Genomic DNA, 21,519 nt, shown 5'->3' with positions numbered 1-21,519 from the left:
CCTTTTGTTTTATAAACTCGCTGGATAAACTATCGGGACGGCGGAAGGGACGGCATTGGGGGCTGTCCCTTTCCCGTTTCCGAACTACCGCGCAGCCGGTCCCGGTAGTAGGGTCAAAGCACATCCTGACCGATGTCAATGAAGCACCGAGAGCCCAGGAGCCGGCCGTGAAAAAGCTCATCAATGATCCCCGCGCCGTTGTGGATGAATCCGTGGAAGGATTCGGTCTTGCCCATGCAGACCTTGTGACCGTCAGCGCCGACCCCAAGTACGTCACCCGTAAGGATGCCCCCGTCTCCGGCAAGGTCGGCCTGGTGTCCGGCGGCGGCAGCGGGCATGAACCGCTTCACGCCGGTTTTGTGGGGCGTGGCATGCTCGACGCCGCCGTGCCCGGCGCCGTTTTCACCTCACCAACCCCCGACCAGATCATTCCGGCAACGCTGGCCGTGAACTCGGGCGCCGGGGTGGTCCATATCGTCAAGAACTACACCGGCGACGTGCTCAACTTCGAGACGGCGGCCGAGATGGCACAGGCCGAGGGCGTGGAAGTCCGCACCGTGCTCGTCAACGACGACGTCGCAGTGGAGGACTCGCTGTACACGGCAGGCCGCAGGGGAGTGGGCGGCACCGTCCTGGTGGAGAAGATCGCCGGGGCCGCGGCGGAACGCGGCGACGGCCTCGACGCGGTGGCGGCCATCGGCGACCGCGTGAACCAGAACGTGCGGACCATGGGCGTCGCGCTCACGGCCTGCACGGTGCCGCATGCAGGGTCCCCGAGCTTTGACCTCGAGGACAACGAGATCGAAATCGGCATCGGGATCCACGGCGAGCCGGGCCGGCACAGGATCGCGATGGAAAACGCGGACGGCATCACCGGCCGCCTGCTGGAACCGATTCTCAGCGACCTTGGAACGGCGCCGGGGGAGAAGGTGCTCCTGTTTGTCAACGGGATGGGCGGAACGCCGCTGAGCGAGCTTTACATTGTCTACCGCCGCGCCGCCCAGATTCTCGCTGACCAGGGCCTCACGGTGGAGCGGTCCCTGGTTGGAAACTACATCACGTCCCTCGAAATGCAGGGCTGCTCCATCTCTGTGCTGCGCCTTGACGACGAGATGACCGAACTCTGGGATGCGCCCGTGCACACGCCGGCACTGCGGTGGGGCGTGTAGCAGTGGGGCTGGACGTGGCCTGGGCCGTCAGATGGCTGACGCTGTCCGCCCAGGCGATGGCGGAACACCGCGTGGAACTCATCGAGCTGGACAGGGCCATCGGCGACTCTGACCACGGCGAAAACATGGACCGCGGCTTCCAGGCGGTCCTCGACAAGCTGGCCGAAAGCCCTCCCGAAACCCCCGGCGCAGCGCTGAAGCTGACGGCCATGGCGCTGATGTCGAAGGTTGGCGGGGCCGCCGGGCCGCTCTACGGCACGGCATTCCTGCGGGCCGCGACCACGCTGGGGGATGCCGCGAATGTGGACGCTGCGGCGCTCGCCGCCGCCCTGACGGCGGCGCGGGACGGCATCGTGGCCCGGGGTAAGGCCGAGTCGGGCGACAAGACGATGGTGGATGCCTGGACCCCGGCCGTGGACGCAGCCGCAGCAGCAGCGGCCGACGGTGACACACTGGCGGTCCTCATCGCCGCGGCGGAGGCTGCCGAGGCCGGTGCCGTGGCGACGGATCCGCTGGTGGCGCGCAAGGGCAGGGCCAGCTACCTCGGGGAGCGAAGCGCCGGCCACCGGGACCCCGGCGCGGCCTCGAGTGCCCTCATTCTCCGCGCCGCGGCCGGAGCCGCCGCATGACGGTGCGGATCGTGGTGGTTTCGCACAGTGACAAGATTGCCGACGGCGCCGTGGAACTCGCGGCCCAGATGGCGCCGGACGTGATGATGGTCCCGGCTGGCGGGACGTCTGACGGCCGGATCGGCACCAGCATGGAAAAAGTGATGGCGGCGCTGGAAACTGCTGCCGGGGCCGACGGCGTGGTGGTGCTGACTGATCTTGGGTCGGCCGTGATGACGGCGGAGTCAGCCTTGGAGTTCGCCGAGGGCAGCACCCCTGTGCTCCTCGCCGACGCCCCGATCGTGGAGGGCCTCGTGGCGGCGGCGGTGGCTGCCCAGGGCGGCGCCAGTGTTCATGCAGTTCGGCGCGCCGCCGAGGCCACGCATGGCTATCCTCCGTCCCGTCCCGAGGCCGAGGACCACTTGGCCACCGATGTCCAAGCCACCGGCACCCAAGCCGGAAGCACCCAGGCCGGAGGCGGGGCCGCCCACGGCCCGGCAGCAGCAGAACCGGCCGCTCCCGATGCCGCCGGCGACTTCGAGCTCGTCAACCAGGCAGGCATGCACGCCCGGCCGGCCGCCAAAATAGCAGGCGGCCTGTCGGCCCTGGATGCCGAGGTGACGGTCAACGGAGTGGACGGAGCCTCGATGACGGGGCTGATGACCCTGGCTGCCGGCAAGGGATCGGTGCTGCACGTGGAAGCATACGGACCCGATGCCGAGCGCGCCGTGGCGTATGTGGCCGACCTGGTGAAGGCGGGATTCGGAGAACCCTGAGCTACCTGTCCTGCCTTAGGCCGGCCTCATCCAGCACCACCGCAGCAGAGATAAAGCGCCCGCACGGCTCGCCGAACGGGTAATCGGCCGACGGCATGAAGCGCAGCGTGCGGACCGGCAGGGGAGTTCCGTCGATGGACGTTCCGGAGGCTGTGACGTCCATCGGCGACTCCGTCAGGACATCCAGCATGAGCATTCCCCGTTTGCTCCCGTCCGGCGACGCCGCGGCCGAGCACGGCATGTCCGGTCCGCGGCCGTCATTCCCCGGATAGCCAGGTCCCGGAACACCGGGTTCCGGAACAGCGGTCCCCGGAACACCAGGCTCCGGAACACCTTTCCCCGGAACATAGGGAGGAGGCACGGCAGGCGCGCAGCCCTGATCCACGGAAATGAGGCCCGGCACGAGCTCCAAGTAAGCCTCCCTGCACAGGCCGTCCTGGCACGCCTTGAAATGGAGGGCCTTCACGGCCGGGGCGTAGCTGGCGGCCACCGTTACCGATACCGCCGAGGCCTGCGCGATCGCCGGGCACGCCACCTCGAACACGTGGCATCCAGAGAGCAGTACCGTCGTCGTGATCGTGGCCAGAAGTACCCCTGTCTTGCCCATGTCTTCAGGGTAGATCCACCCTTCGGCGGTGGCGCCGGCCGGCGCAAACTGGCGCCCTCATCGTTACCCGGAACGCTGCCGTGGGGGCTAAATTGAGACACAAGTGCGGGTGGGGCCCGGGCGCTCAGGCGGGCAGCCGGTACCCGCCGTGGTGCAGTTCGGCCAGGCCGTCCTCCAGCAGTCCGGCCAGTGCCCGCTCCAGCTGTTCCGGCGCACAGTTCAGCCGGTGCAGGGCGGCCAGCGGCACGCCGATGCCGGCGGCTTCGAACCCGAGGTCGGCCGGGGCCTGATGGAACATCTCCGCCGGCACTGGCGCGTCCGCCAGCCGGAGGACGGCCATCACGCCGCCGCGGACCTGGCGGTCGGTGCCGTGCCACGCCTGGCCTTTGGGCGTGTACGACGGCGGCGGCTCGCCGGCGGCGAGCCAGGCACACCGGTCGCGCACCGGGCAGGCCGCGCACTTGGGCGAACGTGCCGTGCACACCAGCGCCCCCAGCTCCATGACCGAAGCGTTCCAGCGGACGGAAGTACCGGCGTCGGACGGCAGAAGTTCTGCGGCAAGCCGCATCTCCGCGGCCGTCAGGGCGGGGGCGGGCAGGGCCGTACCGGAAAAAAGGCGCGCATGGACGCGCCGGATGTTAGTGTCCACCACCGTCTCGCGGCGTCCAAACGCAAAGGCGGCGACGGCGGCCGCCGTGTAGCTGCCTACGCCCGGCAGGCCGAGCAGTTCGGCGTAGTCCGGCGGGACCTCGCCGCCGTGGGCGCGTTCGATGGCGACGGCGGCCCCATGCAGCCTGAGGGCCCGCCGCGGGTAACCGAGCCGGCCCCAGGCGCGGACCGCTTCACCCGCGGGTTCGCGGGCCAGCGCTGCAGGCGTCGGCCACCTGCGCATCCACTCTTCCCAGACCGGCAGCACACGCACCACTGGGGTCTGCTGCAGCATGATCTCGCTGACCAGCACGCCCCAGGGCGTACGGTCGGGCGCGCGCCACGGCAAATCCCGGGCCTCGGCGTCGAACCAGCCCTCCAACGTGGCGTGGACGTCCGTCAGCACGGAACCTGTCAGCCCGGTGGCGGCTGGATCGGCTGGATCGGGTGCGGGCGCTGGCGCGGCAGGGCTGGGCGTGGCGGGATAAACGGTTGTGGTTTTGATGCCAACACTCTAGTTGAAAACCCCGACGACGGTTCCCGGGCGGGTACCGTCAGCTCGCCTCCTGCTCCACGGGAGGCAGTCCGTCCCGCCGCCCCGGCAGCCGCCGAACGTGGCCATGCAGGGTTTCGCCGCCGCGTCCGTTGGGCGCCGGAACGGCGAGGGCCACCACGAAGCTGGCACTGTTCGGATCCACCGAGCGGATGGTCAGGCTGCGCGTTCCTTCCGGGATAGAGGGCGCAAAGAACTGCAGCTGGCGGGAGCCGATGGTGGCCACCTCATCCAGCTTGTACTCTGTGCCGAAGTGGTCATGGATGACGATTTCGGGGGTTTGCGGCTCGTCTTCATTGACTGATGCGAGATGCAGGTTCACCACGATTCCGGTGTCCCAGATCTCAACCGCAAGCACCGTGAACTCAGTCCCCTGGCTCTGATGTTTGCCAAACGTCAGCGGCAGCAGGACGCGTTCGAGGTGACCGCCAGATACGTGATCTACCATCACTTGGTCCTCTCCTACTCGGCCCGGTAAGTGGTAACCGGGATTCAATTTTAGTAAGCGTGCTGACAGTTGTCACCCGAATTTACGTTACGAATTGGACATGGTGGGGCAGGGGCGGCGTGGTGGTGCGGCAGAAACCGGGGCGTTCCCTAGCCTAGGAGCATGGGCAGGCAAGACACTCCGAATTCCGGTGCGGGCAAGAACCGGTCACCAAAAACCGCGGCACAGAGAACAGCACCCGGGAAAACGGCACCCCGCGCCGGGCGCAAGCCGAGCCCCGCCGTGTACCGCCGGCGTCGGCTCTTCGCCGGAGTGGCGCTGCTGCTGGTCCTGTGCCTGATCGCCGGCGGTGTGGCAACACTCACCAGCCTCCTCGGCGGCGCCCAGCAGGCCTCGTCCGCGCAGGACTCTCCAACGCAGGATTCAACGCAGGGCAAGGCGCAGCCTGGCGCAACGCCGTCGGCCAGCCCCTCGGCAACGCCGTCAGCCTCGCCCACCTGCGACCAGAAGCTGGTGACGGTCAAGGCGACCACCAACAAGACGTCCTACGCCGCGGATGAGAAGCCGGTGCTGAGCCTCACGGTTACCAACGGCGGAAAGCTTCCCTGCAAGGTGAACATCGGCACGTCGCAGATGGACTTCCTGGTCACCAGCGGCTCGGACCGGGTCTTCTCATCCGCCGACTGCCAGGCTGCCAGCACCGACCTGGTCAAGACCATCGCGCCCGGCAAGAGCGAAACCGCTAACTTCCCGTGGCCGCGCAACCGTTCCGTGCAGGGCTGCGAGAAGGTGGCCGAGGGCGCGGTTGGCGGCGGGTACTACGTCTTCATCGCGAAGCTTGGCGCGAAGGTCAGCGCGCCCACGGTCTTCCAGCTCGGCTGATTTAGAGGAACCTGTCCAGCAGGCTGGCTTCGGCCATCCGGCTGAGGCCCTCGCGGACCGTGCGGGCGCGCTGGTCGCCGATGCCGTCCACGGTCATCAGGTCATCGATCGTGGCCGCCATGAGGTGCTGCAGCCCGCCGAAGTGGTCCACCAGCCTGTCAGCGACAGCCTTCGGCACGGCCTTGAGCCCGGAAAGGAGCCGGTAGCCCCTGGGCTGCACCACGGCGTCGAGGGTGTCCACGCCGCCGGCGAAGCCGATGATCCCGGCGATCTTGCTGAGGTCGATCAGCTCGGTGGGGCCGAGGTTGAGGAGGGCGCTGACCGCGCCGTCGATGTCCTCCGGGGAAGCGTTCGGCCCCGCGTAGTCGCGGATGATGATGTCGCTGCCCGGGCCGCGGCCCACGGTGAGCTCGTCCAGCTGCAGGGACAGCAGCCGGCCGTCCTCGCCCAGCTCCAGCACATACTGCGAGATCTCCTCGGAGATCCGGCGCACCATCTCCTGGCGCTGCAGGGTCACGGCCACATCGCGGACGGTCACCATCGCCTCGATCTCCAGGGCGGAGAGCGAACTGGTCACCTGGTCCAGGCGGGAGCGGTAGCGTTCCAGCGTGGCCAGGGCCTGGTTGGCGCGGGCCAGGACCTTTTCGGAGCCCTCGAGCACGTGCCGCAGCCCGTTGACGTACAGGGCGATGATCTGCATGGACTGGCTCACCGAGATCACGGGAACGCCGGTCTGGATGGCGACGCGTTCGGCGGTGCGGTGCCGGGTGCCGGATTCCTGGGTTTCGATGCTGGGGTCCGGCACGAGCTGCACGGCCGCCCGGAGGATGTTGCCGGCGTCCCTGTCGCAGATGATGGCGCCGTCCATCTTGGCCAGTTCACGGAGCCGGGTGGGTGAGAAGTCGATGCCGATATCGAAGCCGCCGGAACAGATGGAGTCGATGGTCCGGTCCGAGCCCAGTACGATCAGCGCGCCGGTGCGTCCGCGGAGAATGCGTTCCAGGCCGTCCCGCAGTGCGGTCCCCGGGGCCACCCTCCCCAAAGTCGCCTTGAGCGATTCTTCAGGGCTGCGAGCCATAGATATTCCCTTCAAAGGTGCAGGCGGGGCCTGCAGGTTTGCCGGGTTGGACTGGTCCGCCGGCAGGATCAAAAGTACTCGGTTTCCCGCATGCACCATCCTAGAGGTAGATTACCCCAGCAACCGCACAGGCAAGCCTTAAAGTGCCCCGCGGGAGGCCTGCGGAAGTGGCATCCGGAGTGCGTCCGACGGCGGTTGGCTGAGGGGCACTTTTGGCCCGCCTTAGGTGCCGATTCCGCCCCTGCGATAAACTTGGAACCTTGGCTGGCACGTTCCGCCGCCACATCTTCCAACCCAGGATCCCCAGCGGATCGCAGTGAAAGTAGCACCGTGTCCCAAGAAGTGCAGAGCCCCGCCCGAGTGCACGAGATCCACAAGCAGGCCTCCCGGCGCCGGACGTTCGCCGTCATCTCCCACCCGGACGCCGGCAAGTCCACGCTCACCGAGGCCCTAGCCCTGCACGCCAAGGTCATCGGCACCGCGGGCGCGTCCAGCGGCAAGGCCAACCGCAAGGAAACGGTCTCGGACTGGATGCAGATGGAGAAGGACCGCGGCATTTCCATCAGCTCGGCCGCCCTGCAGTTCTCCTACCGGGACACCGTCATCAACCTGCTGGACACCCCCGGCCACGCCGACTTCTCCGAGGACACCTACCGGGTTCTCGCCGCCGTTGACTGCGCAGTGATGCTGGTGGACGCCGCCAAGGGCCTCGAGACCCAGACCATGAAGCTGTTCGAGGTCTGCAAGCAGCGGAACCTCCCCATCATCACGGTCATCAACAAGTGGGACCGCCCCGGCCTGGACGCGCTGGCCCTCATGGACGAGATCACCGAGCGCACCGGCCTGCAGCCCATGCCGCTGACCTGGGCCGTGGGCATCTCCGGTGATTTCCGCGGTGTCTGGGACCTTCGCAACGACCGGTTCGCGCGCTTCCAGCGGAACAACGCCGGCGCCAGCATCGCCCTCACCGAATACTTCACGCCCGAAGAGGCCGCCGAAAGCCAGGGCGGCAACTGGACGGACGCCGTCGATGAGGCGGGCCTGGTCATCGAGTCCAACCTCGCCTTCGACGTCGAGAGCTTCCACGCGGGCAAGGCGACGCCGATCCTGTTCAGCTCCGCGGCGCTGAACTTCGGCGTCAAGGAACTGCTGGACGCGCTGGTGGATTTCGCCCCGCCGGCCGCGCCCCGGCCGGACGTCGAGGGCACCCCGCGTGCCGTCGAATCGCCGTTCTCCGGCTTCGTCTTCAAGGTCCAGGCCGGCATGAACAAGGCCCACCGCGACCACGTTGCCTTTATCCGCGTCTGCTCCGGCGTCTTCGAGCGCGGCATGGTGGTCACCCAGACCCGGACCGGAAAGTCGTTCGCCACGAAGTACGCGCAGCAGGTCTTCGGCCGCGAACGCGAGGTCATCGACGAGGCCTACCCGGGCGACGTCGTGGGCCTGGTCAATGCGTCCTCGCTGCGCGTGGGGGACAGCCTGTTCCTTGAGGAAGCCGTTGAATTCCCGGCCATTCCGCTGTTCGCCCCTGAACACTTCCAGGTTGCCCGTTCCAAGGACCCCAGCCGCTTCAAGCAGTTCCGACGCGGCATCGAACAGCTCGAGCACGAGGGCGTCATCCAGGTGCTGCGCTCCGACGTCCGCGGTGACCAGGCACCCGTGCTTGCCGCCGTCGGACCCATGCAGTTCGAAGTGGTGGAGGACCGCATGGCGCACGACTTCAGCGCGCCCATGCGCCTGGAACGCCTGCCTTACTCCATGGCCAGGATCTCGACGGCGGATGCCATGCCTGCGCTGGCCAACGTGCCGGGCGCCGAGGTGCTGCTGCGGTCCGACGGCGAATACCTGGCGCTCTTCAACGATGTCTGGGCCCTGCGCCGCATCGAGAAGAACCACCCCGACCTCACGCTGGTACCTATCGGGACGCACAACCCCGCGAAGTAGCCGCATCAACGAGGGCTCCGGCCCCGAATCGACGGGGCCTCCGGCCGCCGAACGGTCTCCCAACCAACGAAGCAAGGTATCGCCGTGTCCACAAACCAGCAGTCTGCAGCAGCGCCAGCCAGGGTTCCAGGATCAATCAGGGTCGTTGTGACCGGAATGGGATCCATGAACCCGCTCGGGGACACAGTGGCCGAGACCTGGGATTCGATGCTGGCCGGCCGGTCGGGCATCGCGGCGTTGGACGACGGCTGGGCCGAGGCTCTGCCGGTTCGCATCGCCGGGCGGGTCACCGCAGACCTTGGCGCGTTCCTCAGCACCCGCGAGCTGAAGCGGATGGACCGCTGCGGCCAGCTGGCGCTCGTGGCCTCCCGTGAAGCGTGGGAGCAGGCGGGCAAGCCCGCCGTCGAACCGGAACGGCTCGCCGTCGTGATCGGCTCGGCGTACGGCGGCATGGACACCGTGCTGGCCCAGGTCCGGGAGCTGGACAACGGCGGCCCGCGCAAGGTTTCCCCGCACACCCTGACCCGGCTCATGGTGAACGGGCCGTCCGCGTGGGTTTCGATCGACCTGGGCGCGAAGGGCGGGGCCCGCACCCCGGTGAGCGCCTGCGCGTCCGGTGCCGAAGCGATCGCCCAGGGTGCCGAAATGATCAGGTCCGGGGCTGCCGACGTCGTAATTGCCGGCGGCGTGGACGCCTGCGTCAACGACCTGATCATCGCCGGTTTTTCCCAGATCCGGGCGCTCTCCACGCGTAATGACGATCCGCAGCGGGCTTCGCGGCCGTTCGACCGGGACCGCGACGGGTTCGTGCTGTCCGAGGGAGCGGGGATCGTGGTGCTGGAAAGCGAGGACCACGCGCGTGCCCGCGGCGCGGAGGTGCTGGGCGGCATCGCCGGGGCGGCCGTGACCTCGGACGCGAACGACATCGTGGCCGCCGATCCGGACATGCAGGTGCGGGTCATGGAGAAGGCCCTTGCCTCCGCCGGCCTCCGTGGCACGGATATCGGGTTCGTGCACGCGCACGCCACCTCGACGCCCGTGGGGGACCGGCTTGAGGCGCAGGCCATCAAGGCCATTGCCGGCGACCAGGTGCCGGTGACTTCCACGAAGTCCCTCACCGGCCACCTGCTCGGCGGAGCGGGTGCGCTGGCCGCCATTGCCACGCTGCAGGCACTCCGGACGGGCGACCTGCCCGGCACCTGCAACGTGGCTTCCCTTGACCCCGAGGTGGACCTCAATGTCATCACCGGTACCGTCAGCGGCAGCACCGCGACGGCGGGACTCGTCAATGCGTTCGGGTTCGGCGGGCACAGCGCGGCGCTTGTGGTCACCCGCGCCTGACGCTAACGCTTCCTGGTCCGCACCAGGGCCGCGGTCCCCGCGGCCAGGCCCAGCAGGCCCGCGCCGAGGCCCGCGATGCCGAATGTGTTGTCGGGAGCAGCCGTGACCGGGGTGGTTGACGACGCCGCCGAGGTGTCTGCGGTGTCGGTAGATGCCGTGTCCGCAGCCGTGTCTGCGGCGGGAGCCGCCGCGGCAGCCGGTGCCGCATGGGAGTGCTCGTCCGCGGCGGCAGTGGTGACGAATGAGGGCACCGGGTGCTCGGGTTCGGGCTTGCCGGCGGTTTCCGGTTGGTTCCAGTTCACCACCGTTCCGTCGGAGTAGGTCTGTGCGGCCGGCAGCGACACGGTGGTCCCGGCGTCGGGCAGGCGTCCCACCGAGATGGAGAACGTCTGGTATTCATGCTGCCCGAGCTGGTGGGTTGCATCGGCAGTCCACGTGACCGTGGCGGCGGCCCTGGTGATCTTGGCTCCTTCCACGGTGACCGGAGCGGGCAGGGCAGCCTCGGTGATCTTCGCCGTCCAGCCATCCATGGGCTTGACAGAAACGGACGTGAACGGCGTCGCCGTGGGCAGTGTGACCGTGACCTTGGTGGTCTTCGCGGTTTCGGACTCGTTGGGAACCCGGAAGGTCAGCTGCGAGAACCCGCCGGCAGAGGTGGACGCCGGGTCCACGTGGACGTGGGCGGAAGCCGAACCAACGCCCAGCACCATAAGGCCGGCCGCCGCTGCTGCAACGGTGACGGTCTTCAGTGCAGAAGCTTTCAGTGCAGGAGTTTTCGTGGTCCGGGACTTCAGGGCACGGGTTGTTGAAGCAGTCATGACAAAGCCTTTCGCGGTGCTGCCGCGCGTTCGCGCCGGGTGACGTGCCGGGTGACGTGCTTGCGCCGTGGGGCGTGCTTGCGCCGCGGCTCGCGCTGAGGGGCAGCGTGGGGTGATGGATGGTCAGGCAGCGTCCCGGCACCCCTCCGCCGGCTGAAAAGCCATGCGCAGGAAAGCTACTGAATGGTGCGCGGGAGGGCCGTGAGGGGTGGACCGCGAAGGGTGTCGTGCCGCAGGTTGCGGCGGTGGGCCGCGACGAAAACTGTGGGCCATGCCCCGGGGCGGTGGATTGCGGGCGTGAACCCGGCGGGACGGGGGAGCCGCACCAGCGGGCGGAGCCAGGCCAGGAGCTGCCCCAGTGCGGTCTCGCCGCTTCGCAGCAGCCAGGCGGTGGCAAGCGTGGCGAGGACGTGGCCTGCCAGCATGGCGGGTGAATTGCCGCCGGCACCCATGGGCATGTTTTCCATTGCGGCCGAGCAGCTCAGGCCCGCGTGCCCGCTGTGCGCCAAACTGCCGGCCAATGGCAACTGCGTCAGCGGCAACTGGAAATGCGGCAACTGGGAAAGCGGCAGTTGGGGTAGGCAGGAAGCGCCGGGGGAGAGGGCCGTGAAGGCGGTGTGCAGCATGAGTTGGCCGGCGCCGAGCATACCGAACAGGGTAGGGAGCGACAGCTGCCGCCGGGCGAGCCAGGCGGCCGGTGCCAGCAGGACTGCGGCAGATCCGGCAAGGGCGGCGATGTCCGGAAGCTGTCCGCCACCCAGGACGTGGCCGGCCACAGCCAGGGAGAACGCCAGCGAAGTGACCAGGGCTGCGCGGAAGAGGCGCAGGGGACCTCGGAGATCCATCGGTGCCTCCCTCCACCAGGCCCGAACTGCTGTGACACGCCGACCGTAAACACGACAGCGTGGGAAAACCTTGGACATTGCCCCGTTGGTTGCAGCTCTGGGCCGCCCCTGAATAGTGGTCCTGGGAGGATGGGCACGGGGGCGTTGTTGCGGCGGCTCTTAGAATTGCAGTGACGCCCGCTCTGCCCGTCGATCTTGTGGAAAGGACCGCTGATGATGCCCCGTGCCTCGTTCCGGCTTTTCCGCACCGGGCTGATCGGCTCGCTCGTTGTCGGGTTTGCCGCCGGTGGGCACCTCGCGGGCGGCGGCCAGCTTCCCACCGCGGCCATCCTGGCGGCGCTGTCTGCCGTGACTCTGGTTCCCGTCGCCGCCCTGACCCGGTTCCGGCTTTCCTGGCCGGCGCTGGTCGGTCTTCTGGGCGCCGGCCAGCTCTGGCTGCACTGGGCCTTCGATGCCTTGGGTGGCGCGGATGCTGCCGCGCCGGCGTCCGCTGCCCATCTACCTGGCCATCTCGGCCACACGGGTGCAGCCTTGGAGCCGGCATTCGCAGGCGCCGCGGCCGAAAGCGTCCACACCGCTGCATCCGACGGCGTCATGTTCGTTGCGCACGCCATGGCCACCGTGTGCACCGCAGCCTTGCTGGCCCGCGGGGAACGCGTGCTGGCAACACTTGCCTCGTGGCTGCAGCCGCTTTTCCGCTGGCCCGAACCGGCCGTCATCCTTCCCAGGCGGGTCCCCATGCCCTTGCCGGTGCCGGCCCTCCTCCCGCGGACGAGGGCCGGCGTGCACCTGCCAACCCGGCGCGGGCCGCCGGTGCCTTTCGCCGCCTAGACGGGTTTCCTTGCAGAACGGGCCTTTCCATTCCGGATGGTTCCGCTTTTCAGGCAGGGTCCGACGGCGGCGCGCAGCTACCTGCCCGTGACGCCAAAGCTTTGTCCCTGTGACGGCGCATGGGCCCCTCTGATTTCCTGAAAGGCACCACCCTCATGAACACCTCCATCCGCCGTACCCTCAAGACCGCAGCAGCCGCCTCCCTCACAGCCGGTCTTCTCGCCGCCGGTGCTGCCGCAGCCTCCGCGCACGTCACGGTTGACCCCTCGGCAACCGCCGAGGGCGGCTTCACCAAGCTGACATTCAGTGTTCCGAACGAATCCGAGACGGCCAAGACCAACCGGCTGGAGGTCAAGCTCCCCACCGACAACCCGCTGACGTCGGTGTCAGTGAAGCCGATGGACGGCTGGAAGGCGCAGGTGGTCACCACCACGCTGCCCAAGCCCGTGGAGATCGCGGGCGCAACAGTCACCAAGGCGCCCACCAGCGTGATCTGGACCGCGGATGCCGCCCACCAGATCGGGCAGAACGAATTCCAGACCTTCACGCTGTCCGTCGGCCGGCTTCCGGCCGCAGGCACCACACTGATGCTGCCCGCGGCCCAGGGCTACACCGACGGAACCACCGTCAACTGGGCGGACGCGGCCGAGGGCGGGCACGACCACTCGTCCTCCACCTCCTCCGCAAGCCCCTCGGCGGCGGTTTCCTCCGCCGCCGCCGCCTCAGCACCGGCCGAGGTGGAGGAACACCACCCGGCGCCGTCGTTCGTGGTCACTGCGGCGGAGTCCGCTGAAGGGTCCGCAAGCGCGACGCCCGATGTAGCACCGGCCGGCTCGGCATCGGAAGGCACGGACTCCAACGGCGGCCAGGCCGTCGGCTGGATCGGGCTGGTGGCGGGTCTGCTTGGCCTCGCCGCTGGCGCCACTGCCCTGGCCCGCACGCGGGCGGTCAAGAAGTAGCCCAAACACTGCGTCCGTAAGGCTGGGGCCCGCACCTCCTCTGGAAAGCCAGGGGAGGTGCGGGCCCTTTTGAATGGCTGCTCAGGGTTTGCCGATGAGCAGTTCCAGGACCTCAGTCAGGTGGCCCACTTCCCTCACGTTGAAGCCTGCCGGGACCGGTCCGGGACCGGTGGGACTGGAAGGAACCACGGCGTGCGTGAATCCCAGCCGGTGGGCCTCATGGATGCGCTGGTTGATGCCGGGCACCGGGCGCACCTCGCCGGCCAGGCCCACCTCGCCGAAGGCGATCAGGCGCTGCGGCAGGGGTTTCTTGTGCTTGGCGGACGCCACTGCCAGCGCCACTGCCAAGTCGGTGGCCGGCTCGCTGAGCTTTACACCACCCACCGTGGCCACGTAGGAGTCGTCCTTCTGCAGCTGGCACCCGGCGCGCTGCTGCAGTACTGCCAGGAGCATGGACACGCGCGAACTGTCCAGGCCGCTGGTTGCCCGGCGCGGCTGTGAGTTCCCGGTCTCGGCCAGCAGGGACTGCACCTCGGCAAGCAGCGGCCGGCGGCCCTCCATGGTGACGGTGATGCAGGTGCCGGATACCGGATCCTTGGTGCGGGTGACGAACAGCCCGCTGGGATCGGCGAGGCCCAGGATGCCGTCCTCGGTGAGGTCGAAGCAGCCCACGTCATCGGTGGGCCCGTAGCGGTTCTTGACCGCCCGCAGCAGCCGGAGGCGGGAGTGGCGCTCACCCTCGAACTGGCACACCACGTCCACGAGGTGCTCCAGCAGGCGGGGACCTGCGATGGAGCCGTCCTTGGTCACGTGCCCAACCAGCAGCGTGGTCATGTTCCGGCGCTTGGCCGCGGAAATGATCGAGGCAGCCACCTCGCGGACCTGGGAAACTCCGCCGGCGCTGCCCTCGACGTCCGCACTGCTAAGCGTCTGCACGGAGTCCACCACCAGCAGCTTCGGCTCCACCTTCTCCACCTGGCCGAGCGCCTGGCCGAGGTCGGTCTCCGCGGACAGGTAGAGTGTGTCCGCGATGGCGCTGATCCGCTCCGCCCTCAGCTTCACCTGGGCGGCGGATTCCTCGCCGGTCACATACAGGACGCTCTGCCCGGTCCGGGCGAACTTGGCGGCAACGTCCAGCAGCAGCGTCGACTTACCCACACCGGGCTCGCCCGCGAGCAGGATGACCGCGCCGGGCACCACGCCGCCGCCGAGCACGCGGTCGAGTTCATCCACGCCGGTGGGCAGGTAAGCGGCAGTGGTGGCGTCAACCTCGGCAATGGGGCGGGCGGGCTCCAGAACGGTGGTGGCCGCCGTCGTACGCGCTACCGCGGCGCCGGTTTCCTCAACGGTGCCCCACGCCTGGCACTCACCGCACCTGCCCACCCACTTGACCGTAGTCCAGCCGCATTCCGCGCACTTATAGCCCGGTGCCTTGGAAACCCGGGAAGTCTTTGTAGCCATTGCTCCACAGTATCTGTCGGGTCCGACAATCCCCGGCCGCACCCTCACCTCGCAAGCTCGGCCAGGGAACCCTGCGGCCGTCCCCAACCGCACCCTCACCTCGCAAGCTCGGCCAGGGAACCCTGCGGCCGTCCCCAACCGCACCCTCACCTCGCAAGCTCGGCCAGGGAACCCTGCGGTCGTGGGCCCTACAGAGGGGGGAGGAGGTCGCGGGCTTCGTGGGAGTCGATGCCGGCGGCTTCCAGCAGGTCCACCATGAGCGGCCGGAACAGCATTACCACCGTCTCGCCCTCGAGTTTCTGCACTTTCAGCATCCTCGGGTGCAGCCGCCCCGCAATTTCGCCCAGGTCCTGCCGTGCGCTGCGCAGGTGGGCATGGCGGGCCCCCTCCTGCACTTCGGCGAGGCCGAGCGAGAGCTCGTCCACCGCCGCTGCCGTCTCCTGCAGGACCTCTGCGATATTCTCGGTGGCCTCGTCGGAAAGCGCGGCGTGGTTGATGGAACTGGTGAGCCGGCGGGCAAAGACGCGGCTGTTGCGGAGGGCAAGGTCAATGAACTCCAGCGATTGCTCCAAGCGGTCCAGTTCGTCCCGGTGCCGCCGGTAGGCGGGCGCCAGCGTGGCCACCTCACCGGACGCGCGGAGCGAATGCCGCATGGCATCCACCAGGGGCTGGCTGTTCCTCCCTCGGACCAAGGCGTGCCACGCCCGGGTGGAGTCACTCTCCAGCAGTGCCGCCGCGCATTCCCGCAGTACTTCTGCCAGTTCATGGAGCAGCTTCTGCACGTCCCTGCGCGGTTCCCGGCGGGGGTCTTTAGGCACCAGGATGGTGATCAGCAGGGCAACCACGCCGCCCACCACGGCATCGATGCTGCGCGTAAATGGACCGCCGGCAGGCGCCGGCAGCAGCACCACCAGCACGGACTGCAGCGCCAGCTGCGTGGTGAAGATATTGCCGCTGTCCAGGAAGCGGGCCAGCAGGATTGACGTCAAAAGCACCACGGCGGCCTGCCAGATCCCTGCCCCGAGCCAGTGGACCAGCAAGTCACCCACGGCAATGCCGAGGGTGCATCCCAGCCCCACCTCCATCACCCTCCGCAAACGCAGGTCGCGGGAGAAACCCAGGGCAATCAGGGCGGACGTGGCCGCGAACAGCGGCCCGGTGTGCCCCAGGACGAACTCCGCAAACCCATATGCAGCCACTGCGCCGACGGTCATCTGGATCGCAGGAACCAGCGAATTCCGGCTCCGGACCATCCCTGTCCTGATCCGGCCGCGAAGGAAGCGTTTGCTGGCGGCGAGTCCGGTCTGGGGCATGGCTTCAGTCTATGGCCGGACCCGCCGCGGACCGGGAAACCGACGCCCCGGTGACGCACCCGGCAAACAGACCCGGGGGCCGAAAACGGCAAGGGCCGCCGTCGTGTTGCTGCGTCGGCGGCCCTTGTGTTCCGGTGAGCGGGTTGCGTTGGTGGGGGTTTAGCCGTTGATGATTTGGGGGACGCCGAGGTGTTTGAGGCCTTCGACGCCGAATTCGAGGCCGTAGCCGGATTGTTTGGCGCCGCCGAAGGGGACGCGGGGGTCGACGGCGCCGTGTTTGTTGATCCAGACGGTGCCGGCTTGGATGCGGGCGGCGACTTCGCGGGCTGCTGCCAGGTTGGGGGACCAGACGGAGGCGCCGAGTCCGACGTCGAGGCCGTTGGCCATTTCCACTGCCTGGTCGATGGTGGTGTAGCGGATGATGGGCAGGGCGGGGCCGAACTGTTCTTCGGTGACGAGGGGGTTGGTGTTGTCGATGTCGGCCACGAGGGTGGTGGGGTAGAAGTAGCCGGGCTGGTCGGGGTCGGGGTTGCCGCCGAGCAGGATCCGGGCACCGGAGCCTTTGGCGGCTTGGACGAGGTCGGCGACGATGTCGTACTGGGCTTTGTTTTGGAGGGGGCCGAGGACGTTGTTTTCGTCGAGGCCGTTGCCCATGGGCATGGTTTTGGCGATGATGGTGAGTTCGTCGCAGACGGCGTCGTAGATGGTGTCGTGGACGTAGAGGCGTTTGAGGGCGGCGCAGGTCTGGCCGGTGTTCAGGAACGCGCCCCAGAACAGGTCCTGGGCGATGGTTGTGGGGTCGGCGTCGGGCAGGACGATGCCGGCGTCGTTGCCGCCGAGTTCGAGGGTGAGGCGTTTGACCGTATCGGCTGAGGAGCGAATGATGGCGCGGCCGGCGGCGGTGGAGCCGGTGAACATGATTTTGCCGACGGCGGGGTGTTCGGCGAGGCGGGCGCCGACTTCGCGGTCGCCGGAGATGGCGGTCAGGACGTCGTCGGGGAGTTCTTCGTTGAGGACCTTGATCAGGGCCAGGACGGAGAGCGGGGTCATCTTGGAGGGTTTGACGACGGCGGTGTTGCCCATTCTGAGGGCGGGGGCGATCTGCCAGATGGTGATCATCATGGGCCAGTTCCAGGGGCCGATGGCGCCGACGACGCCGATGGGCTTGTAGTGGAGTTCGGCGTGGGTTTCGCCGTCGTCGACGATGACTTCGGGTTTGAGTTCGGTGGTGGCGGTGGCGCGGAGCCAGGCGGCGCAGGCGGCGACTTCGAAGCGGGCGTTGGGGCCGTTGAGGGGTTTGCCCTGTTCGCGGGAGAGGAGCTGGGCGAGTTCTTCGGCGGAGCGTTCGACGGCGTCGGCGGCCTTGAGCAGCGCGGCTGAGCGGGCGTCGTGGCCCAGCGCGGCCCAGGCAGGCTGGGCGGCGAGGGCCGCGGCTACCGCGGTTTCGAGGTCCTCGACGGTGTGGACCGGGGCCTGGCCGACGACGCCGCCGGTGGCGGGATCGAAAATGGTCCGGCTCTCCTGGCCGGGACCGGCGGTGACGGACGCGAGAAGGGCATCGTAGGTTTCCAAGAGGTACTCCACTTCGAGTAGGAAAGTGCGCTCAGCCGGGCGGCGAGGCGGGCATACCCAAGTGTTGTCCGGGGGCGGGGCCGCTGGCTTGTCTTTGGGTGCAGAACCCTTGGCTTGGGGCGAACTGTGCAGGTGACTGCTCCTCTAGCAACTCCCGTCGATTGCTCCGTAGGGGCCCTTTTCATGCTCCACAACGGCGTCTACGGAGCAACGGATGAGAGTTTTTGTCCAGATATCGTGGGTTTGCCGGCCTTTTGCGACTGATATCTGGACAAAAACTCTGCCTGAGGGTTAAACGCCGGCGGGCGCCTTGGCAGCGTCGGCCGAGTCCGCCCGGCGCCGGTCGAAGACGGTGGCGCCGACCTCCTGCTCGGCCTGGTCGTACCAGTCGATGGTGGTGCCGATGATGGTGGCGAACGCTACGCGGCGGTTATCCGTTGCCGAGCGGCGCTGCCCGTGCTGGACAGTACTCAATGTTTTTCCTTCAGTTGGCGTAGGGGTCGGCGATGCCGATGTACTGGGTGGTGGTGTATTCGGCGATGCCTTCGGTGCCGCCTTCGCGGCCGAGCCCGGATTGCTTGACGCCGCCGAAGGGTGCTGCGGCGTTGGAGATGACGCCGGCGTTGAAGCCGACCATGCCGAATTCTATCTGTTCGGCCACGCGCAGGAGCCGGTTGAAGTCGCGGCTGTAGAGGTAGGAGGCGAGCCCGTACTCGGAGGCGTTGGCCAGCCGGATCGCGTCCTCCTCGCTGGTGAACGTGGTGACCGGGGCGACCGGGCCGAAGATTTCCTGGCCCAGGATCGCGGCATCGTTGGGGACATCGGCGAGGACGGTGGGCTGGTAGAAGTAGCCGGGCCCGTCCACGGGTGCGCCGCCGGTGACGGCCACTGCTCCGGCGTCGACGGCGGCACTCACCAGCGAGTGCACGTCATCGCGCGCCCCGGCGTCGATCAGCGGGCCGACGTTCGTGGCCGGTTCAGTGCCGCGGCCGGTGGTCAGGGCCCCCATGGCGGCGGCGAACTTGGCGGTGAACTCGGCGGCGACGGATTCGTGGACGAGGAACCGGTTGGCGGCGGTGCAGGCCTCGCCCATGTTCCGCATTTTGGCGGCCATCGCTCCTTCGACGGCGGCGTCGAGGTCGGCGTCCTCGAAGACGATGAAGGGTGCGTTGCCGCCGAGCTCCATGGAAGTGCGGAGCACGTTTTGGGCGGCGTCGGTTATGAGCCGTTTGCCGACCGGGGTGGAGCCGGTGAAGGAGACCTTCCGCAAACGGGAGTCCCGAAGCAGGGGTGCGGAGATCCCGGAGGCCGATGAGGAGGCGACGACGTTGAGCACCCCGGCCGGCAGCCCGGCGTCGAGCATGGTCTGCGCGAAGTACTGGGCGGTCAAGGGGGTGAGTTTGGCGGGTTTGAGGACCATGGTGCAGCCGGCGGCGACGGCGGGGGCCACCTTGCGGGTGGCCATCGCGAGCGGAAAGTTCCACGGCGTGATGAGCAGACACGGGCCGACGGGTTTGTGCTGGACGAGGATCTTGTTCTTGCCCTCGGGTGTGGTGAGGTAGCGGCCGTAGTCGCGGACGGTTTCCTCGGAGAACCAGCGCAGGAACTCGGCGCCGTAGGTGACTTCGCCGCGGGCTTCGGCCAGCGGCTTGCCCATTTCCAGGGTCATCAGCAGCGCGAAGTCCTCGGCCCGCTCGGTGACCAGGTCGAAGGCACGGCGCAGGATCTCGGCCCGTACCCTCGGTGCCGTCCGCGCCCAGGAGGTTTGGACTGCGTCGGCCGCGTCGAGCGCGGCGACGGCGTCCCCGCTGGTGGCTGAGGCGAGGGTGGCGAGAACCTCTCCTGTGGCGGGGTCGTGGACGTCGAAGGTCCCACCGTCGGAGGCGTCCCGCCACTGCCCGTTGATGAGCAGGCCGGTGGGCACGGACGCGAGCAGCGCCGCTTCGCGTTCCGGTGAGATGGCAGGGGAGATAACGGGCGAAACGGTCATGCGGGAGTCTCCTCGGGAAAGGGAAGGATCTGGGGGTGCAACTGACTCGCAGTTGTTGTCGTTTTCAGGCGTCAAAACGACAACAACTGCGAGTCAGTTGGGTCAGTAGCTGGCCGGGGCGTCGCCGCCGGCTGGGCGGACGTACTCGGCGGCGAGTGCTTCGGAGCCCCGCGCGAGCAGGGCGACGTCTGCACCGACCAGGATGAAGGAGGCGCCGGCGTCGAGATAGGCGCGTGCGGTGGCGGGGGCGAAGGCGTTGACGCCGGCGGGTTTGCCGGCCGCCTTGGCGGCAGCGAGGCAGTGTTCGACGGCGGCGCGCACCTCGGGGTGTTCCTGCTGTCCCAGCAGCCCCATGGAGGCGGCGAGGTCGGAGGGCCCCACGAAGATGGCGTCCACGCCGTCGACCTTCAGGATGTCCTCCACGGCCTCAACCGCAGCCGCCGATTCGATCTGGACCGTGACGCTCACGGTCTCCGACGCCCGGGCGAGGTAGTCCGGAACCCGGTTCCAGCGGGCGGCGCGGGCCAGCGCGGAACCGACCCCGCGCACGCCATGGGGCGGGTAGCGGATGGCGGCCACCGCCGCTTCCGCCTCGGCGACGGAGTTGACCATGGGGACCAGCAGGTTCTGCACGCCCAGGTCCAGGTACTGCTTGATCACTACGGTGTCGTTCACCGGCGGCCGGACCAGGGTGTGCACCGGGTAGCCGTGGATGGCCTGGAGCTGGGCGAGGATGGATTCGAGCCCGTTGGGGGAGTGCTCGGCGTCCACGAGCAGCCAGTCCAAGCCGGATCCGGCGCAGAGTTCGGCGATGAGCGGGCTGCCCGAACACACCCACATCCCGGCCAGCGGCCGGCCTGTACTGGCGAGGGCGGAGCGGAAGGTGTCGTCTACTCGAAGCGGCATGTGACAGTCCCCAGGGGGCCGTAGTCGGCGTGGACGGTGTCGCCCTTGTATACCCAGAGCGGGCGGGTGAAGGAGCCGGCCAGGATGATGTCGCCGGCCTTCATGCTGTCCCCGTGCGCGGCGATCTTGTTGGCCAGCCAGTGCACGCCGTTGGCCGGGTGGTCCAGCACGCCCGCGGCAACCCCGGTTTCCTCCACCGTCTGGTTTTTGTAGAGGATCGCGGAGACCCAGCGGAGGTCGACGGCGTCCGGTTTTACCGGGCGGCCGCCGACAACCATGGCGCCCATGGCGGCGTTGTCGGAGATGGTGTCCACGATGGTCCGGCCCTCCATCTCGATCCGGGAATCGAGGATCTCGAGGGCCGGGACCACGTAGTCGGTGGCGTTCAGGACGTCGAAGATGGTGCAGCCCGGGCCCTTCAATCCGTCTTTCAGCACGAAGGCCAGCTCCACCTCCACCCGCGGATGGGTGTACCTGTCCCATCCCACGGAGCAGCCGGTTTCGAGGACCATGTCATCGAAGATGGCGCCGTAGTCGGGTTCGGTGATGCCGGTGGCGGCCTGCATGGCCTTGGACGTGAGGCCGATCTTGCGCCCCACCAGGGTCCGGCCTGCGTCCTCGTTGCGGCGCCGCCACAGCTGCTGCACCGCGTAGGAGTCCTCCACCGTCATGTCCGGGTAGCGGGCGGTCAGCCGGGGGACAGGGGTGCGGGTCCGGTTGGCCTCGACCAGCTCGTCCGCGATGGCCTCGATCGTCTTCGCGTCCAGCAT

General features: G+C 68.3%; 21 protein-coding genes. 8 read left to right on the top strand and 13 right to left on the bottom strand.

Annotation, left to right across the window (positions count from 1 at the left end):
* Window positions 1-167: 167 nt before the first annotated feature.
* The 3 genes from dhaK to dhaM are packed head-to-tail and all read left to right on the top strand — an operon-like array spanning window position 168 to window position 2,553.
* Window positions 168-1,169, top strand: coding sequence for a dihydroxyacetone kinase subunit DhaK (gene dhaK, locus ACFVTE_RS02195; RefSeq protein WP_387096206.1), 1,002 nt, complete (start codon window positions 168-170; stop codon window positions 1,167-1,169).
* A 2-nt stretch (window positions 1,170-1,171) separates the two neighbouring features.
* On the top strand, window positions 1,172-1,798 hold the full coding sequence (gene dhaL, locus ACFVTE_RS02190; RefSeq protein ID WP_387097129.1) for a dihydroxyacetone kinase subunit DhaL: 627 nt from the start codon (window positions 1,172-1,174) through the stop codon (window positions 1,796-1,798).
* A complete protein-coding gene (gene dhaM / locus ACFVTE_RS02185) occupies window positions 1,795-2,553 on the top strand; it encodes a dihydroxyacetone kinase phosphoryl donor subunit DhaM (RefSeq protein WP_387096203.1) in 759 nt (252 codons plus the stop codon). The genes dhaL and dhaM overlap by 4 nt, the downstream gene beginning before the upstream one ends.
* Before the next feature lies 1 nt (window position 2,554).
* On the opposite strand, the gene ACFVTE_RS02180 is transcribed toward dhaM, so the two are convergent.
* The 3 genes from ACFVTE_RS02180 to ACFVTE_RS02170 all read right to left on the bottom strand — a co-directional run bounded on the left by ACFVTE_RS02180 (window position 2,555) and on the right by ACFVTE_RS02170 (window position 4,809).
* On the bottom strand, window positions 2,555-3,160 hold the full coding sequence (locus ACFVTE_RS02180) for a hypothetical protein (RefSeq protein ID WP_387096200.1): 606 nt from the start codon (window positions 3,158-3,160) through the stop codon (window positions 2,555-2,557).
* A gap of 124 nt (window positions 3,161-3,284) precedes the next feature.
* Window positions 3,285-4,121 carry an A/G-specific adenine glycosylase gene (locus ACFVTE_RS02175; RefSeq protein ID WP_387097126.1) on the bottom strand — a complete coding sequence of 279 codons (837 nt, stop codon included), beginning with the start codon at window positions 4,119-4,121 and terminating at the stop codon, window positions 3,285-3,287.
* A gap of 241 nt (window positions 4,122-4,362) precedes the next feature.
* The gene (locus ACFVTE_RS02170) at window positions 4,363-4,809 is read right to left on the bottom strand and encodes a hypothetical protein (RefSeq protein ID WP_387096197.1); all 447 of its coding nucleotides are present in this window, start codon (window positions 4,807-4,809) and stop codon (window positions 4,363-4,365) included.
* Window positions 4,810-4,971: 162 nt separating this feature from the next.
* Here ACFVTE_RS02170 and ACFVTE_RS02165 point away from each other — a divergent pair, with 162 nt between their 5' ends.
* A complete protein-coding gene (locus ACFVTE_RS02165) occupies window positions 4,972-5,691 on the top strand; it encodes a hypothetical protein (RefSeq protein WP_387096194.1) in 720 nt (239 codons plus the stop codon).
* A gap of 1 nt (window position 5,692) precedes the next feature.
* Here the strand turns inward: ACFVTE_RS02165 and disA are convergent, their stop codons facing one another.
* The gene (gene disA, locus ACFVTE_RS02160; protein ID WP_306920444.1) at window positions 5,693-6,769 is read right to left on the bottom strand and encodes a DNA integrity scanning diadenylate cyclase DisA; all 1,077 of its coding nucleotides are present in this window, start codon (window positions 6,767-6,769) and stop codon (window positions 5,693-5,695) included.
* A gap of 330 nt (window positions 6,770-7,099) precedes the next feature.
* On the opposite strand from disA, the gene ACFVTE_RS02155 reads away from it, so the two are divergent.
* Both ACFVTE_RS02155 and ACFVTE_RS02150 read left to right on the top strand, forming a co-directional pair.
* Window positions 7,100-8,713, top strand: a complete 1,614-nt coding sequence (locus tag ACFVTE_RS02155; RefSeq protein ID WP_387096192.1) for a peptide chain release factor 3 — start codon at window positions 7,100-7,102, stop codon at window positions 8,711-8,713.
* Window positions 8,714-8,860: 147 nt separating this feature from the next.
* Window positions 8,861-10,054 carry a beta-ketoacyl-[acyl-carrier-protein] synthase family protein gene (locus ACFVTE_RS02150; protein WP_387096189.1) on the top strand — a complete coding sequence of 398 codons (1,194 nt, stop codon included), beginning with the start codon at window positions 8,861-8,863 and terminating at the stop codon, window positions 10,052-10,054.
* 2 nt (window positions 10,055-10,056) lie between these two features.
* Here ACFVTE_RS02150 and ACFVTE_RS02145 read toward each other — a convergent pair whose 3' ends face one another.
* Window positions 10,057-10,872, bottom strand: coding sequence for a YcnI family protein (locus ACFVTE_RS02145; protein ID WP_387096186.1), 816 nt, complete (start codon window positions 10,870-10,872; stop codon window positions 10,057-10,059).
* A gap of 176 nt (window positions 10,873-11,048) precedes the next feature.
* A complete protein-coding gene (locus tag ACFVTE_RS02140; RefSeq protein WP_387096183.1) occupies window positions 11,049-11,717 on the bottom strand; it encodes a hypothetical protein in 669 nt (222 codons plus the stop codon).
* 213 nt (window positions 11,718-11,930) lie between these two features.
* Here ACFVTE_RS02140 and ACFVTE_RS02135 point away from each other — a divergent pair, with 213 nt between their 5' ends.
* Both ACFVTE_RS02135 and ACFVTE_RS02130 read left to right on the top strand, forming a co-directional pair.
* The gene (locus ACFVTE_RS02135; protein ID WP_387096180.1) at window positions 11,931-12,548 is read left to right on the top strand and encodes a hypothetical protein; all 618 of its coding nucleotides are present in this window, start codon (window positions 11,931-11,933) and stop codon (window positions 12,546-12,548) included.
* A 155-nt stretch (window positions 12,549-12,703) separates the two neighbouring features.
* Entirely contained in the window at window positions 12,704-13,507 is an 804-nt protein-coding gene (locus ACFVTE_RS02130) for a YcnI family protein (protein ID WP_387096177.1), read from the top strand.
* An 81-nt stretch (window positions 13,508-13,588) separates the two neighbouring features.
* On the opposite strand, the gene radA is transcribed toward ACFVTE_RS02130, so the two are convergent.
* The 7 genes from radA to hpaH form a co-directional block, all read right to left on the bottom strand.
* Window positions 13,589-14,968: a DNA repair protein RadA gene (radA, locus tag ACFVTE_RS02125; RefSeq protein WP_387096175.1), complete on the bottom strand. Its 1,380-nt coding sequence runs from the start codon at window positions 14,966-14,968 to the stop codon at window positions 13,589-13,591.
* 188 nt (window positions 14,969-15,156) lie between these two features.
* Entirely contained in the window at window positions 15,157-16,281 is a 1,125-nt protein-coding gene (locus tag ACFVTE_RS02120) for an aromatic acid exporter family protein (RefSeq protein WP_387096172.1), read from the bottom strand.
* A 159-nt stretch (window positions 16,282-16,440) separates the two neighbouring features.
* Window positions 16,441-17,853 (bottom strand): aldehyde dehydrogenase family protein, encoded by a 1,413-nt coding sequence (locus ACFVTE_RS02115; protein ID WP_387096169.1) that lies wholly within the window; start codon window positions 17,851-17,853, stop codon window positions 16,441-16,443.
* 291 nt (window positions 17,854-18,144) lie between these two features.
* Window positions 18,145-18,327, bottom strand: a complete 183-nt coding sequence (locus ACFVTE_RS02110; protein WP_387096166.1) for a hypothetical protein — start codon at window positions 18,325-18,327, stop codon at window positions 18,145-18,147.
* Window positions 18,328-18,337: 10 nt separating this feature from the next.
* Window positions 18,338-19,843, bottom strand: a complete 1,506-nt coding sequence (locus ACFVTE_RS02105; protein WP_387096163.1) for an NAD-dependent succinate-semialdehyde dehydrogenase — start codon at window positions 19,841-19,843, stop codon at window positions 18,338-18,340.
* 102 nt (window positions 19,844-19,945) lie between these two features.
* On the bottom strand, window positions 19,946-20,749 hold the full coding sequence (locus ACFVTE_RS02100; RefSeq protein ID WP_387096160.1) for an HpcH/HpaI aldolase/citrate lyase family protein: 804 nt from the start codon (window positions 20,747-20,749) through the stop codon (window positions 19,946-19,948).
* Window positions 20,734-21,519 (bottom strand): 2-oxo-hept-4-ene-1,7-dioate hydratase, encoded by a 786-nt coding sequence (gene hpaH / locus ACFVTE_RS02095; protein ID WP_387096157.1) that lies wholly within the window; start codon window positions 21,517-21,519, stop codon window positions 20,734-20,736. The genes ACFVTE_RS02100 and hpaH overlap by 16 nt, the downstream gene beginning before the upstream one ends.

This window comes from Arthrobacter sp. NPDC058097 (assembly GCF_042884885.1).
Lineage (GTDB): Bacteria > Actinomycetota > Actinomycetes > Actinomycetales > Micrococcaceae > Arthrobacter.
Note: the sequence above shows the minus strand (reverse complement) of the source record. Positions and strands in the feature narration are given on the sequence as shown.